We start from the raw sequence: 13,308 nt of genomic DNA on the forward strand, positions 1-13,308 counted from the left end.
ACACCCACCCACTCGTCATCGCGGTCGACGCTACGCAGCACAAAGGTCACTGATGCGACATGGCAAGCAACGTTTGCGACATATCGGTGTGCGGATTCCTCACCGCGTTCGTGCCATCGCGCGAAGTACGCCGCGGCGACCGCGCCAGCACTCCCAAAAGTCCACCTGGACAATCGATGCCGGTTCAGTTGCTCGAATATCCCTATGCGACAGTGGCTTACCCGGATGGTCATGGTGTCGCCGCACGGCGGTGGCCGGTTCGGCGGGCAGCGAAGTTGCGCGCTCAGTTGTGGGAGACGACCGACGGTTGCGCTTCCGCGTTGTCGCGGCCTTGGCTGGCATTGAGCGCCTTGCGCAGTGCGGTGGTGCTCTGATACCCGACCATCGGCGCGATCTTGGCGAGGGTCAGGTTGGTGGTGCGCTGCAGATGTCGAGCCCGTTCGGCGCGCATCTGTTGGACGAGCGCGTTGGGGGTGGTGCCCAGTCGCTGCCGGATATGACGTTCCAGTGTGCGGCGGGTCGTGCCGATGGCCGCCGCGCCATCGGCAACCGAGATCGGTTCGGCCAGGTGTAGCCGCGCCCAGGTTTCGAAGTCGGTGATCAGCCGATCGGCAGTCGACAGGTAACCCAGCGCGGAGTCGACGCTGCGGGCCGGACGCTGGTCTATCAGCAGTGTCGCGGCCGTGAACTCGGCCAGTTGCGAACTGACCCGGGCGACGAGATTGATCGCCAGATCGATATGAGCGAACGCCGCGCCCGCGGTGGTGATGTGCCCGTCCCGCACCACCATTCGGGACATGTCGAGTTCAACCCGCGGATAGCGTCGCTGGAATTCGGTGCTGAGCCACCAACTGGTGGTTGCCCGGCGCCCGTTGAGGATCCCCGACTCCGCGAGCAGCAGCGTGCCGGTACAGGCGGCCGCGAGCTGACGCCCTTCGTCGGCCCAGTCCCGCAGTCGAGCGCGCAAACCGGAGATGTCGGGGCGCATCAACGCATCGATCACACCGGGCGGACTGTTCGCGCCGATCGCGGGCACCACCAGCACGTCGAGTTGATCCATCCGAGCATCGTCGAAGGTGAAGTCGATCGGGACCAGCAGCCCGCCCTGCGTGGGCACCGGCGTCGGAACGGCCGCGGCGACCTGTACCGAGATTGCGGGAATGTCGCGATCGACGCGTTCACGGGCCGCCTCGGCGGTCCGCAGCACATCCAGCACAGTGGTCAGGCCGGAGTCCCAGCCGCCCATGATCGCGGCAACGCCGATCCTCATGTCGCAAAGAGTAGCTGATTTGTCGCAATCGTGACTATTCGCGCTCCTAGAGTCACGGTCATGACAACGAGCACCAACACAGCGATCCTGGTCACCTTCACAACCGCTGACGACAAGGCCGACGCATTCGCGGAAGTCCTCGAACGTGCCCTGCCGCACATCCGAGCCGAAGCCGGGACAACGGTGTGGCTGGCGGGCCGATCGGCGACCGAGCCGTCGACGTTCCATCTGGTCGATATCTTCGTCTCACCCGAGGCGCAGCAGGCCCACATGGCCGGTCAGGCCGCGAAGCTGATCCTCGGCGAGGGCGCCGAACTGCTCGCCGAACCTCCGGTCGTGTCGCCACTGTCGGTGATCGCGGTCAAGAACGAGTCGGCGTGATCGACGCCGTCGCCGTCGCGGCCGCGCCGAACGTGGCCGCCCGAGATGAGGAGCGCGGGATGAAAGCCGTTGTCGGCCGGACCGAAAGCCACTATCAACGAACCAACGAAACTCCCGGAGTGATCCACGGCTGGGAAGACGGTCTGCGGACCGGCGCGGCCGATGGGACCTTCGAGTGGTGGTACTTCGATGGCCACCTCGACGATGGTTCGGTCCTGACCATCGAGTTCCACACCAAACCCCCCTATGTGTCACCAAAGGCGCCCCTGACCCCGTTCGTGCTGGTGACATTGACCCGCGCCGACGGCAGTCGGCTCGAGAAGACCTACCTCGGAAAGCCGACGGAGTTCTCCGCCGCGACCGACGCCTGCGATGTGCGCATCGGCCCCAACGTGTTTCGCATCGAGGACCGGCACTATGAGATCCACGTCGAGCTCGACGAGTTCACCGTGGACCTCACCCTCACGCCACAGGTGCCGCCGTGGCGGCCGGAGTCGGGTTTCCTGTACTTCGGCGCCGACGAGGAGCATTACATCGCGTGGCTGCCGGTCGTGGCGCGCGGCGCGGTCGAGGCCACGCTGACCGTCGACGGTCGCACCACCGCATCGAGTGGGCTCGGCTATCACGACCACAACTGGGGCAATATCGCTCCGCGCAAGGTTCTCGATCATTGGTATTGGGGCAGAGCGCTTCTGGGCGACTACACTATCGTGTCACTGACCTTCGTCGTCAACGACAACTACGGCGGCACAACGGTTCCCGTGCTGCTGATCGCCAGAGGCAGCGAGATCGTGGCGGCCAGAGTGGGCGACGGCGTCGAGGTGGTCACCGCCGACCGGTCGATCCATCCCGACAGCGGTGTGCCGGTCGACAGGCGCGTGCAGTACTCGATCGAGGAATCCGGCACCACCTACACCGTCACGTTCCGCTACACCGCGGACATCTTCCGGATCGATTTCGGCCAACACGGCGCATACCACCGATTCCTCGGCGATGTCGATCTCATTCAAACCCGCGACGGTCACGCCGAAGCGCTCAGCGCGAAGACCGTGTGGGAACTGCTGTATTTCGGTGAACGCTCCCACCCACCGGTGGATGTGACACCGGTCAGCGAGGAGCGGCCCCTCATCATCGGCCACCAAGCCTGACCGGCAGACCGACCCGCGGTCAGCGATAACACCGCCTCGGCGCGACATCACCGCAGTAGGTGGGCGCGCACGCTCACCTACTGCGGCGAACTCGGGAGAATCGACGAAACGCAGCAGACCGCGCATCGGCGACCAAATTGCCACGGCCGCAGGCGAAGTCGTAGGCGAATGCGGCCATCGCCCACGCCGCCTACGAGCAGGCTGTCGGTGTGGTTCGCCCCCGGCGGCGTGATCAGCCGTGTCGGCGTTCCGCAATATAAGAGCGCCCCAATTGGTTTCGCCAGCCTGTTCGCCCCCAACATCACGCTGACCGGAGGGTCGGCGCCGGTCCGCGCCTACATCGAGACCCTACTGCCGGGCGTACTGGACGGCAGCGTCGAGCCCGGCAGAGTCTTCGACCACGAGACCGGCCTCGACCACATCGCCGACGGCTACCGCGCCATGGACACACGCACAGCACTCAAAGTCCTCATCCGCCCCTGACTCATGCCGGGTCCGACGATCGGGTGCGACATCACCGAGGGTTCGCCGATTCCCACCCGCCCGTCATCGCGGTATCGGCGGACGGTTGGCGTTGTGGGCCGGAGGAGACTGTCGTGCACTGATGAGATCGGCACTGCCATAGCGGAATTCGTCAGAGACGTGCGCCGCTGCGATAGTCGTGGAGACGGCCTGCCGGGTGCGCGGCGATCGGTCGCCGCACACCCGGGCCGGTCTACTGGGAGCGGAAGATCATGCAGGTCGTGGTGGCATGCGCGACGAGCTTGCCGCTGTCATCGAGGGCCTTGCTCTCGGCGGTGGCCACCGTGCGCCCGACGTGAATCACCCTGCCCTCAGCGGTGATTCGACCGGCATCGAGCGCGACCGAGCGGATGTAGTTCACCTTCAGCTCGAGGGTGGTGTACCGAGCTCCGGCCGGAAGGGTGGTGTGCACGGCACACGCCATGACCGAATCGAGCAAAGTGGCCGCGATGCCGCCGTGGACTTGGCCGAGGGGGTTGGAGAAGTCGGGTTTGGTTTGTACCGACATCGTCGCGTGCCCCTCCTCGACCTCCTCGATGGTGATGCCGATAAGGCGGCCGATGGACGGAATGTCGGCAGGCCGCTCCCGCTGGGCCCAGCGCATCAGTTCGAGTCCGGTCATGGCGGTGAAGTCGGCGGCGGTCATGCTTGTCGTCCTGTCGGTGTCGGGGTGGTCTTCGAGCGCGCTCACATGTCCTCGATGCCGGTGCTGGAGCTACGAACGAAGACGGGTTTGAACCCGGCAGTCGGCATCGCCTCGTCGGCGCTGTCGAACGCGATCACATCGGTGATGATCCGATCCGGATGCAAGCGGCCGCTGGACAGCAGGTTGAGCACCTCGGGCATGTGTGCGCGGGCGTTGCTGAGAGCGCTGCAGAAGTGGATGCCCTTCATATGCATCGCCGGTACCGGCAGTTCGATATCCGCGAAATAGAACGAGCTGCTCTCGACATAGCCGCCCGGCGCCGTTGCCAAGATCGCGTTGCGCAAGGCACGGCGTGACCCGCCGCTGTGATTGAGGGCGATCTGGTATTCGTGGTCGTTCGGATCGAACTCTTCGGGCGCACTGGTCCGAGCGCCGAACTCGGCGGCGGTGCGGCGCCGCCCTTCGTCGGGGTCGACATAGTGCACGAGGCGAGCGCCGCAGGCGCGTGCGATATCGGCACTGTAGAGACCGATGGCGCCGGAGCCCATCACCAGGACATCGGCGCTGGGATCGCGGCGCAGGTGCGGAACCACCGAGCGCCATGCGTCCGCGAGGTTGTCGCCCGCCGAAACCGCGTGCAGCGCAGACACGTTCGGCGGCAGCGGGAGCAGTGCATAGTTCGCGAACGGGATGCGCACGAGTTCGGAGAACAAACCGCCGTATCCGCCGCCGAACGGGATTCCGTACGCCGCCACACCGTGGGCGGCGGTTGCCCGGCAGTACAGTGGCAGGCCTGCGTGGCACCGGTCGCAGTTCCCACAGGACACGTGATACGGGATCGCGACCAGGTCACCCGGGGCGATCCCGGTAAGCGCGTCCCCGACATCGATGACCTCCCCGACACCTTCATGGCCGATGGCGAACGGAGCGTCGACGCCCGGCAGGGGCACCGACCCGCGGATCACTCGCTGATCCAGATCACAGGGCGAGACCGCGATGGGCCGGATCAGTGCGTCGGTCCGGCTTCGGATCACCGGCTCGGGATCGTCGCGCCATTCCAAGCCTCCGGCTCCGTCGTAGTAGAGCGCTCGCATGCATCGCAGCTTTCTTCTCGGTCCGGCGGCATTGCCGGACTGGTGGGCCGCAGTGCGCGCAGCCTCGGATAGAGGCTGCACACTGCGGTTGGGGTAAGGCATTCGGTCACGCGCGATCAGTGCTGATCGGTGGATGCGCGGCATGGACGTGTGCCGTGTCCGTCGCACGCCTCGACGTTCACCGCAGTGATGCTGAACGAGTTGACTATTCGTGTTTCGCTTCCACGCTCATGACGCTAACCATGGCATGAGTGAGATTGCGACAAAAGAGCTAACGTTTGCGACAATGTAGGCGGCTGCACCACCGTAGCGTTGCGGCGGCGGTGTCAGATCCATATCGGAGTACCAGCCGAGCCGTGGCCGACCGCCGGGAATCCTCACCACTGTCCCGCGCTTCCGGGCAGTGCATCGCATCGACTATGGCGCGATGCTCCGCCACGACCGCTACACATAGCTGATCGGTCAGAGGGCGAGGTGTGCAGCGGAGTTCCTCGAATTGCGGCAGCTGCCTACGTCGGCACCCGGCATCACCCCAACCCACCTCGGTGACATCATCGACGTCAACCCATTCGACAAGTCGGCACGCGATTTCGTGCGCGGGAAGTCGAGCGCGAAGCCGCTGTGCACACCGCGTCGGACAGCCGGCCGGTCACAGATAGACCATGTGTACTGATCCCGGGGGACGCAAATCCCGACCGCACCAGGAGTGTAATCGGGCTTATCGCGTGGTGGCGACGACGGTGCAGGCTGCCTAACATCAGACGTATTGGCGAATGTCTAGCAAATCGAAAATCGGCGGGTCATGTCCGTGCGACGAACTCGCCGGAAGAAGGTGATGACGATGACCAACAAGACGCACCGAACCGCCATGTGCCTGCTGCTCGCGAAGGTCGCACTCGTTGGAGCCGCCATAGCGGTTCCGATGACGGCGGCCGCGGTTCCTACCATGGCTGCGCCGACGCACGTACCCGGTGCGATGCAGGTTGATCCCCCTTGGGACGGCGGCGATTGGGGCAGTGGCGATTGGGGCATCGGCAATTGGGGCATCGATAACTGGGGCATCGATGATTGGGGCAGTGGCGATTGGGGCAGTGGTGATTGGGGCAGTGACTGACCGAACGGATCTGCGCGGGCTGGAGATCGGCGTTGGGTTCAGTTCCGTGTCAGCCTGCCCACCTGACGCCCAATAATGCATCGTTGCCCCGTTTTGGGCTTGCATTCGGTACCTGGGTACAGGTTTACCGTGGGGCTATGACGATCAATCTCGACTCCGAGGGCTGGGTGCCGGACTCGTGCACACTGCCGACCGTCGAACAGCCGATGAGGGTGGCCGAGTTCGACAGCTTTTTCGCCTCCTCGGTGCGCGGGTCCACGCGCCCGGAGCGGACCCGGCTCGAGCTGGCCCTCGCAGGCGGCGCCGAACCACTGGGGCGGGATCTGGCCGCACGGGAGTCCGGATGCTGCTCGTTCTTCTCCTTCACCTTCGACACCGGCGAGGCCGGACCGGTGATGCGCGTCGAGGTACCGCCGGCCTACATCGCTGTGCTCGATGCCTTCGAGCAGCGTATAGCCGCGCTGGCGGGCCGATGAGCACGGGGTTGCGCACCGGGCAGGTCGCTGCGGCTGCCGGAGTGAATGTGCAGACGCTGCGCTACTACGAACGGCGCGGGTTGCTCAGCGAGCCGGATCGTTCCCTGGGCGGGCATCGGCTCTACCCGGAGCAGACGGTTGCTCTGTTGCGGATCATCAAGGCCGCTCAGCGTCTCGGGTTCACCCTTGACGAAGTTGGTGACCTGATCGCGGCCACCCAGCTGCCCGGGCGCCGCGCTGACGCTGGCCTGCGCGCGCGGGCAAGCGCGAAGCTGGCCGAGGTCGATGCCGAACTCGCCGAGCTCGCCACGGTGCGCGACACCCTGGTCGCAGCGCTGGCCGCCGGATGCGACGACCTCCTGGCGTGCAGCGAAAGCCCGTGCTGCCCAATCCCGTTTACCGGCGAGAACGACACCACCACCGGCGGCGGAGGGCGTTGTGACTGCTGAAACCACCAAGACCCGCCGGTGGTGGGCGCCGATCGGGCTTGGCACCCTGATCTGCGTGGGCTGCTGTCTGGCGCCGCTGCTCACTGCGGCCGGCCTCGCCTCGGGCGGGATCGCGTTGCTGAGCCTGTCGTGGCTCGAACCTCTCGGATTCGCCTTGATCATCGGCGGGGTTGCCGGATGGTTCTGGGCCCGTGCCCGCAGTCGCCGCTCCGGATGCGGCAGCGATAGCGGTTGCGGCGGCACCGCCGCCGAGGGCTCCGAGTCGGAAGGGTGCGGATGCACTACCGCCGCGGCCCGCTGACCACGGTTTCGTAGGGTTCGACGGCTATGACCGTGTCGCGTTCGATCCTGCTGTTCGTTCTGGCCGCTGTCGCCGAAATCGGTGGCGCGTGGCTGAATAGCGCACAACGACATTCGTGGCTCGGGCGGTCCAGCGTGCCGGACAAGACCGGCCGCCGATCGTTGTGTCTGATCAGCGGCCGGTTCCGTCAGCAGTTATCCCACTGTCGCGACGATCATTTGACCGGTGATCTGCTGGACGAACAGGTCCGGTTGTCCAGATTCCCGTCGTAGGCCCCCGGCATGACTACACCGTGCGGCCCGGCTGGGTGGCCGGGCCGCACGGTCGGTGCAGTGGTCAGGCGCCGAAGTCGGCACGGTGATCGGTGGCCCATTGCGCCAGGGTGCGTCCAGGCTTGCCGGTCACGGCGGTGGCGGGACGTACCTGGTCGGGGGTGGTGAGAGTGTCGCTCCAGTAGTCGAGCAGCATCTTCATGATCGGCTGGGGGATGAATTGCGCTGTCTCGGCACGGAATTCGTCCGGGGTGATCTCGGTCAGCGGGATCTGTCGTCCGAGTGCGGCGCTGATCGTGGCGACCTGCTCGGTGCGGGTGAGTGCCTGCGGGCCGGTGATCGGGATGATCTGCCCGATGTGGTCGTCGGACAGCAGCGTCTCGGCGGCGGCCTCGGCGACGTCGTATTCGTGCACCGGTGCCTGCGCGGATGCCAGGTACGCTGCGCGGATGGGTGCGCCCGAGCTGATCTGCCACCGCCATTCGAGCAGGTTGTTGGCGAAGGTGCCGGGGCGCAGGATCGTCCACGCGTCGGTGCGATCGGTGACGGCGGCTTCGACTGCGCTGTGGTGCAGCTGACTTGCCGAGCCGTGGTCACGGGGAAATTCCATCGCCGCGGCCAGCGAGGACAGGACCGTGAAGCGGTGCACGCCGGCGGCGACGGCCGCGTCGAGAAAGACGTCGATGCCGCGTGCCGGGAAGATGAAGGCGCGATCGACGCCGTCGAACACCTGCGGGCCCAGGGTCGAGGCGTCGGCGAGGTCGCCCGCGACGACCTCGACCGCCGCCGGCAAGTTCGCGTCCTCTGGCTTGCGGGTCAGGGCGCGGACTGCGGCACCGCGGGCGAGGAGGGCGGTGACGAGGTGGCGGCCGACGGCGCCGGTCGCGCCGGTAACGAGAACGGTCGGGCGGGCGGGGCGAATCTCTGTGCTGCTCATGACATGAACACTTCCGGTAAAGACCATCTCGTCACATCACGAGAATTCGTTATTTCGACCTCGGCGACACCAACGAGGCCGCCGGACTCACCGCCCGCACCGGCCTCTCGTTCATGCTCACCCCAGGAATCAGTCATTGCTCCCGCTTGAATCACGAAGATGGGATGGCGTGAGTTCGGCGAGCCATTCGGGGCTGCCGCACAGCTGGACCCATCGAGATCTCCTTCGGCTCGCGCATCCGAAAGCCGTTATCCGGTCCGCGCGGATGACGGGCGGTAGCCAGCGGGCGGGGCGATTCGCCGGGTCGTGGTGAGCAGTGCGGTGGCGAGGACGACGGTGAGCGCGGCGAGACCAGCCATCCCATATGGCGAAAGGCCGTGGCGCCAGATCGCGAATATGCCCGCTACCGCTAACAATGAGCCTGCAAGGACCGGAACTGTTGCGGTGCGGGCGGCGTATCGGGCACAGAACGCGTCCCACCGATCGGTGATCCGGACGAATCCGAACAGTACGACCGCGGCCGCGACGATCCACAGCGGGCGTGCGGCCCACCAGGTGCCGGCATCGCTGGGTAGCAACATCGGAGCTGCAAACGCTGCCCCTGTCACGATGGCCATTGCCGGTATATGCCAGAGATAGATGTTCATCAACTGCGTTGCCCCGGTGGTGATCACACGGCGGGCGCGTCCGCGCGGCTCCCAGCCGGTCAGCCGGCGGGATACCAGTGTCAGCGCCGCGAACTGCGTCACCGCGAGAACCGACAGCGCCGTCGTCGGCGGTGCGAGATTGGAGACCGGGGCATCGGCCAGCCCGAGCATCGTCGGAAAGTACGGTCCTGGCACCACCATGACAATCAGCACGCCGATACCCGCCGCCGCTATCAGCAGTACACGGCCGTCCCCGATAGGACCCAATGTCCCACGGGCGTAGAGGATTCCGAGCTGATGGCAGAACAGCCAGACAAATATCAGATTCCATTCGGCGAACCGGCCCACCCCGCCGAAGCGTAGCGCGTCCACCGCGAATGAGCAGCCCAGCAACACCACCGGCGCCAGCAATGCCGAAATATCGTGTGCGCGAACGGCAAACGGCGCGACCATGGCCGCGATCAGGTACACCGCGAGAAACCACAGCGGGCTGGCAACGACATCGGCGGTCGCCGCGGCGGCCCGTTCGGAGAAGGCGTCGAGGCCGACATCGAGTGCGACGATGAAGGCGATCAGCGCGATCATCGGGGTGGTCAGCCGCCGCGCCCGCAACCCGAGGTAGTCCCCATAGGTTCGGGCTCGGGCACGGTATCGGTCGACGATCACGGTGTTGGCGAATCCGCCCGCAAGGAAGAACATCGGCATCACCTGCAGCGGCCAGGTCAGTGCCCAGATGGGTCGCCCGTGCAGCGCCGGATCGCCGCGAACGGTGCCATCGACCACGGTGACCCTGATCGATATCCAGTGCACGACAACCACCACCGTGATCGAGCAGACGCGCACAATATCGATGGTCCAATCGCGTTCGAGCACATTGGACCGCATCGCCCGGTCGGGCTGGGTCACCATGACTTCGGATTACTCGCCCCGGCTGAACGCGTGGTGAATATGTGGCGTGCAAACCGGCCTCGTATCCCTGGCAGTGGTCACCCGTGGAGTGCCGTGGCGACGTCGGCGCGCATCCGCGATTCGATGTGGCGAATCAATTTGGTCAGGTCGGCGCAATACACCGAGGGATTTCGGAAGCCGTCGCCCTCACGGTATCGCGTGACGTAGTGTCCACCGCCGCACACAGTGTGTATCGAGCAGGCGCGGCAGGTGTCGCTGAGCGCGTCCACGCCGATCTGGCGCGCTACGATCTCGGGTTCCAGCATTGCCCGGTCGAGCGGATTGTATTGGCCGGCAGGCAGTTTGGTCGCACCCGAGAAGGTCGCCTTCAAGTCGTCGATCTGCGCTACGCTGCCGTCGGTTTCGATCACCGCTATGCGGGTGGGACCGAGGCCCCATACCTCCGATTCCACCGTCCCGCCCAGCAGCAGGTCCATGATGTTCTCGAACATTCGGATCCGCGTCTCCAGTTGCGGCGCGCCATACCAGCGGTCGAAGATCGTGATCAGCCAGTCCGCATACGGAGTGACTCCGGGATCGGCGGAAAACCCGGGGGGCGGCGTCGTCCAATTGCCCAGTGGAATCTCGAAATTGACTGCCGGGGGCGCAAACGCGAGCAATCCTTCATAGGCCCGCAAGGGGTCGTTTGCGAGGTCGATGACGCAGAGCAGACCGTTGAGCAAATGCCGCCGATCGCCGGCCGTGAATTTCTCGAGGGCGGCAGCGACCCGAGAGTAGCTCCCAGCGCCACGGCGGTCCCGGCGATGGCGGTCGTGACTGTGCTCATCACCGTCGAGACTGACGGTAATGCTGATGTCCCAGTCGTCGCAGATTCTCAGGAACTCGTCGTCGAGCAGCACGCCGTTGGTCTGCAGAGTGAGGGTGACAGCGGTAATCGGCTCCAGCGCCGCCCGCGCGTGCGATGCGAAATACTCGAGATCGGCATGACCCGCCATGAGCGGCTCGCCGCCGAAGAAGACGAGGCTCACCGCGGGAGGGCCGAACCTGCGAACGTGATCGGCGATTGTTCGGAGGGCGTCGTCGAAAACCTCCCGGCGCATCGCCTTCGGCTGCTCCCGCCAACTCTGATCGGCCATTTCGTAGATGTAGCAGTAATCGCACGCCAGATTGCATCGGCTGTGAATCTTGAGGAGAAATTCCGTAAACGGCAGGGGCTCGAATCCGTTGCGCCGCAATGCGGCCACGTCGAGTCCCGTTTCGGGCCATGACTTCCGCACTGCGGGCAGCCCCAGTGCCACCGATGTCGGTTCCATTGTGTGTTCTCGATTCCTGGTTTCAGATATCGGTGCGTGGGCGGTCGGACAACCACCGCACCAGCTCGACCACGTCGGTCTCGATGCCCTCGGACAGCAGCCGCTGGTACAGGCGCGCCGCCACCTCGGCCCGATCATCGAGAACGCCGAAGTCGTTGTCGGGGAACAGTTCCGGCAGGCTCAGGGCCATACCGGCCCAGAGCTGCGGGAGCAGCGGGTCGACGCGCAGCTCCAGGGCGTACAACTCGACGGCCTCGGCTGGCTCGCCGGCCAGGTAGGCGCGGGTGCCGCGGGGCAGATCAGCGGGCGCGACGCTCGAAACGGCGGCCGGGTCGTGCAGTCTCAGCCGCACCGGAATATGCAGATCGCGGTGGCGATCCGGGATCGTCTCCTGATCCACGTACCGTACGGACGGCAGTATCGCCGGAGGTGCCGCTCGCGCGACCCACAGCTGTGCCAGCTCGGCCAGCTCGGCGTCGTTGGATGTACGGTTGCGGACCTGCCAAGAAGTGCGATGTGCTACCAGAATCTCGGCCACCGCGTCGCGCGCCTGAGCCGGCACGTCCTCGTCGGCCCACAGCCGGACGCCTGCGGTCAGCGCGCTCATGAACTCCTCGCCACGCTCGGTCAACAGGCCCGAACCCGATGCCTCCACCATCGCGGTCGCCAGTTGTGTACGCCAGCGCTCGAATTCGATGTGCGCCCGCATCGATCGGTGGCAGTCGGCGTGCCGGTGTACCCGCCAGAAGTCGGTGACCCCGAAGAAGGCGTAGATCCCGTGCATCAGACCGAGGATCGGCCGTGGATCATCGCGCCACGGCGCGTAGAAGCGACACGTCGGGTCGGGATCCACTATCAGCACCTGATCGGCGAGCATGGCGAGTTTGCTGTGCTGGATCTCGTGGATCAGCGACACCGCCATTTCGCAAGAGTCCTTCGGGGCCGTGATGTACACACAGCCGGTCCCGCTGAAGGCGGTGTGGCCGACGGTCGCCGCCACCGGTCGCGCGGTGAGCGGCGTCAGTAGCCGCAGGCAGGCACGCATCGGCGTCAGATAGCCGGGGAAGTCTCGTTGCAGCAGGTGCCAGGCCTGCGCGAAATCCTTTTGCCAAGTGCCGAATTCGTCGGTCGTGAGCCGCGGTGCCGTACCCGAGGGCAGGTCGCGGAACGGATCGAGATCATCGAGGACGACCTCCGGTTCGCCGTTGCCGCCGTGCACCCGCCGCAGCGGCAGCCACGCCGGGTCGGACTCGTCCGCCGGCGATGCCACCCGGATCGGGGCGCTGCCGTCAGCGACGATGCGTATCGCGCCAGCCACCCAGGTCAGCTTGCAGTGGCCGTAGTCGCCCGCGGATCCAACCCGCGCCATCCCGATCCCGGGCAGCATGACTTCGCCGTTGCGTACGACAACCCGCATCGATCCGCTGGGCAGATTCGTGACCACGGCGGCCGCCGCCAACCAGCCGAGGTAGCCGCAGTCGGCCCACAACGGAGTCGGTTCCCGATCGTCGGAGGCGTTGCGCACGCGCTGGAGCACGCGGCCGAGCCAAACCCCGGTGTGCGGGTAGACCAGCAGTGCCTCGACCGCGGCCGGATGTGACTCCTCCAGCTCGGTCAGGACCCGATAGGCATCGGAAAGGCCGGCGGCGGCATCGATTTCCGGCTGGTGAGCGGTGACTTCGGTGATGAGCGCGCGTAGTAGTACGAGTCGTACGGTCAGCATGTCCGAAGTCATCCGGACGACGGCTGACTCCGTGCCGTAACCAGTGAACAGCTCGGCCGCTGCATCGTCGGTACCGATGGTCGGGGCGGACATGGTTGCACTCCTG

General features: G+C 65.9%; 13 protein-coding genes and 2 pseudogenes. 8 read left to right on the forward strand and 7 right to left on the reverse strand.

Translation table 11 applies throughout. The annotated features are described in order from the left end of the window. Positions 1-283 precede the first annotated feature (283 nt). A complete protein-coding gene (locus ACQP0C_RS30920; RefSeq protein ID WP_433725638.1) occupies positions 284-1,270 on the reverse strand; it encodes a GlxA family transcriptional regulator in 987 nt (328 codons plus the stop codon). Positions 1,271-1,330: 60 nt separating this feature from the next. Between ACQP0C_RS30920 and ACQP0C_RS30925 the strand changes: the two genes are divergently transcribed. The 3 genes and pseudogenes from ACQP0C_RS30925 to ACQP0C_RS30935 all read left to right on the forward strand — a co-directional run. Beyond that, on the forward strand, positions 1,331-1,651 hold the full coding sequence (locus ACQP0C_RS30925) for a putative quinol monooxygenase (RefSeq protein WP_433725640.1): 321 nt from the start codon (positions 1,331-1,333) through the stop codon (positions 1,649-1,651). Beyond that, complete coding sequence (locus ACQP0C_RS30930; protein WP_433725642.1) at positions 1,648-2,799, forward strand: lipocalin-like domain-containing protein; 1,152 nt, start codon at positions 1,648-1,650, stop codon at positions 2,797-2,799. Before ACQP0C_RS30925 ends, ACQP0C_RS30930 begins: the two co-directional genes overlap by 4 nt. Before the next feature lie 173 nt (positions 2,800-2,972). Further along, a pseudogene (locus tag ACQP0C_RS30935) lies at positions 2,973-3,282 on the forward strand (IMP dehydrogenase); the annotation flags it as partial. A gap of 232 nt (positions 3,283-3,514) precedes the next feature. Here ACQP0C_RS30935 and ACQP0C_RS30940 read toward each other — a convergent pair. After that, positions 3,515-3,967 (reverse strand): PaaI family thioesterase, encoded by a 453-nt coding sequence (locus tag ACQP0C_RS30940; protein WP_433725644.1) that lies wholly within the window; start codon positions 3,965-3,967, stop codon positions 3,515-3,517. 41 nt (positions 3,968-4,008) lie between these two features. Beyond that, complete coding sequence (locus tag ACQP0C_RS30945) at positions 4,009-5,061, reverse strand: zinc-dependent alcohol dehydrogenase (RefSeq protein ID WP_433725646.1); 1,053 nt, start codon at positions 5,059-5,061, stop codon at positions 4,009-4,011. An 841-nt stretch (positions 5,062-5,902) separates the two neighbouring features. Between ACQP0C_RS30945 and ACQP0C_RS30950 the strand changes: the two genes are divergently transcribed. From ACQP0C_RS30950 to ACQP0C_RS30970, 5 genes and pseudogenes are all read left to right on the forward strand, one after another. Next, entirely contained in the window at positions 5,903-6,175 is a 273-nt protein-coding gene (locus ACQP0C_RS30950; RefSeq protein ID WP_433725648.1) for a hypothetical protein, read from the forward strand. Between the two features lie 137 nt (positions 6,176-6,312). Further along, positions 6,313-6,651 carry a hypothetical protein gene (locus ACQP0C_RS30955; RefSeq protein ID WP_433725650.1) on the forward strand — a complete coding sequence of 113 codons (339 nt, stop codon included), beginning with the start codon at positions 6,313-6,315 and terminating at the stop codon, positions 6,649-6,651. After that, entirely contained in the window at positions 6,648-7,100 is a 453-nt protein-coding gene (locus ACQP0C_RS30960) for a MerR family transcriptional regulator (RefSeq protein WP_433725652.1), read from the forward strand. The genes ACQP0C_RS30955 and ACQP0C_RS30960 overlap by 4 nt, the downstream gene beginning before the upstream one ends. After that, a complete protein-coding gene (locus ACQP0C_RS30965) occupies positions 7,090-7,401 on the forward strand; it encodes a hypothetical protein (RefSeq protein WP_433725654.1) in 312 nt (103 codons plus the stop codon). Before ACQP0C_RS30960 ends, ACQP0C_RS30965 begins: the two co-directional genes overlap by 11 nt. Before the next feature lie 26 nt (positions 7,402-7,427). Next, a pseudogene (locus ACQP0C_RS30970) lies at positions 7,428-7,523 on the forward strand (YnfA family protein); the annotation flags it as partial. Positions 7,524-7,737: 214 nt separating this feature from the next. Here ACQP0C_RS30970 and ACQP0C_RS30975 read toward each other — a convergent pair. The 4 genes from ACQP0C_RS30975 to ACQP0C_RS30990 all read right to left on the reverse strand — a co-directional run bounded on the left by ACQP0C_RS30975 (position 7,738) and on the right by ACQP0C_RS30990 (position 13,295). Then, the gene (locus ACQP0C_RS30975) at positions 7,738-8,610 is read right to left on the reverse strand and encodes an SDR family oxidoreductase (protein WP_433725656.1); all 873 of its coding nucleotides are present in this window, start codon (positions 8,608-8,610) and stop codon (positions 7,738-7,740) included. A 248-nt stretch (positions 8,611-8,858) separates the two neighbouring features. Then, a complete protein-coding gene (locus tag ACQP0C_RS30980; protein WP_433725658.1) occupies positions 8,859-10,166 on the reverse strand; it encodes an acyltransferase family protein in 1,308 nt (435 codons plus the stop codon). Between the two features lie 77 nt (positions 10,167-10,243). Beyond that, the gene (locus tag ACQP0C_RS30985) at positions 10,244-11,410 is read right to left on the reverse strand and encodes an FxsB family cyclophane-forming radical SAM/SPASM peptide maturase (protein ID WP_433725660.1); all 1,167 of its coding nucleotides are present in this window, start codon (positions 11,408-11,410) and stop codon (positions 10,244-10,246) included. A 91-nt stretch (positions 11,411-11,501) separates the two neighbouring features. Next, positions 11,502-13,295, reverse strand: coding sequence for an HEXXH motif domain-containing protein (locus tag ACQP0C_RS30990; protein ID WP_433725662.1), 1,794 nt, complete (start codon positions 13,293-13,295; stop codon positions 11,502-11,504). Positions 13,296-13,308: the final 13 nt, after the last annotated feature.

Origin of the sequence: Nocardia sp. CA-129566 (assembly GCF_050956075.1) — a bacterium.
Classification (GTDB): domain Bacteria; phylum Actinomycetota; class Actinomycetes; order Mycobacteriales; family Mycobacteriaceae; genus Nocardia.

What these genes read in the sequence shown, in the direction of transcription:
- ACQP0C_RS30920 (WP_433725638.1), bottom strand. Translation starts at nt 1,270, where the DNA reads ATGAGGATCGGCGTTGCCGCGATCATGGGCGGCTGGGACTCCGGCCTG.
- ACQP0C_RS30925 (WP_433725640.1), top strand. Translation starts at nt 1,331, where the DNA reads ATGACAACGAGCACCAACACAGCGATCCTGGTCACCTTCACAACCGCT.
- ACQP0C_RS30940 (WP_433725644.1), bottom strand. Translation starts at nt 3,967, where the DNA reads ATGACCGCCGCCGACTTCACCGCCATGACCGGACTCGAACTGATGCGC.
- ACQP0C_RS30945 (WP_433725646.1), bottom strand. Translation starts at nt 5,061, where the DNA reads ATGCGAGCGCTCTACTACGACGGAGCCGGAGGCTTGGAATGGCGCGAC.
- ACQP0C_RS30950 (WP_433725648.1), top strand. Translation starts at nt 5,903, where the DNA reads ATGACCAACAAGACGCACCGAACCGCCATGTGCCTGCTGCTCGCGAAG.
- ACQP0C_RS30955 (WP_433725650.1), top strand. Translation starts at nt 6,313, where the DNA reads ATGACGATCAATCTCGACTCCGAGGGCTGGGTGCCGGACTCGTGCACA.
- ACQP0C_RS30960 (WP_433725652.1), top strand. Translation starts at nt 6,648, where the DNA reads ATGAGCACGGGGTTGCGCACCGGGCAGGTCGCTGCGGCTGCCGGAGTG.
- ACQP0C_RS30975 (WP_433725656.1), bottom strand. Translation starts at nt 8,610, where the DNA reads ATGAGCAGCACAGAGATTCGCCCCGCCCGCCCGACCGTTCTCGTTACC.
- ACQP0C_RS30980 (WP_433725658.1), bottom strand. Translation starts at nt 10,166, where the DNA reads ATGGTGACCCAGCCCGACCGGGCGATGCGGTCCAATGTGCTCGAACGC.
- ACQP0C_RS30990 (WP_433725662.1), bottom strand. Translation starts at nt 13,295, where the DNA reads ATGTCCGCCCCGACCATCGGTACCGACGATGCAGCGGCCGAGCTGTTC.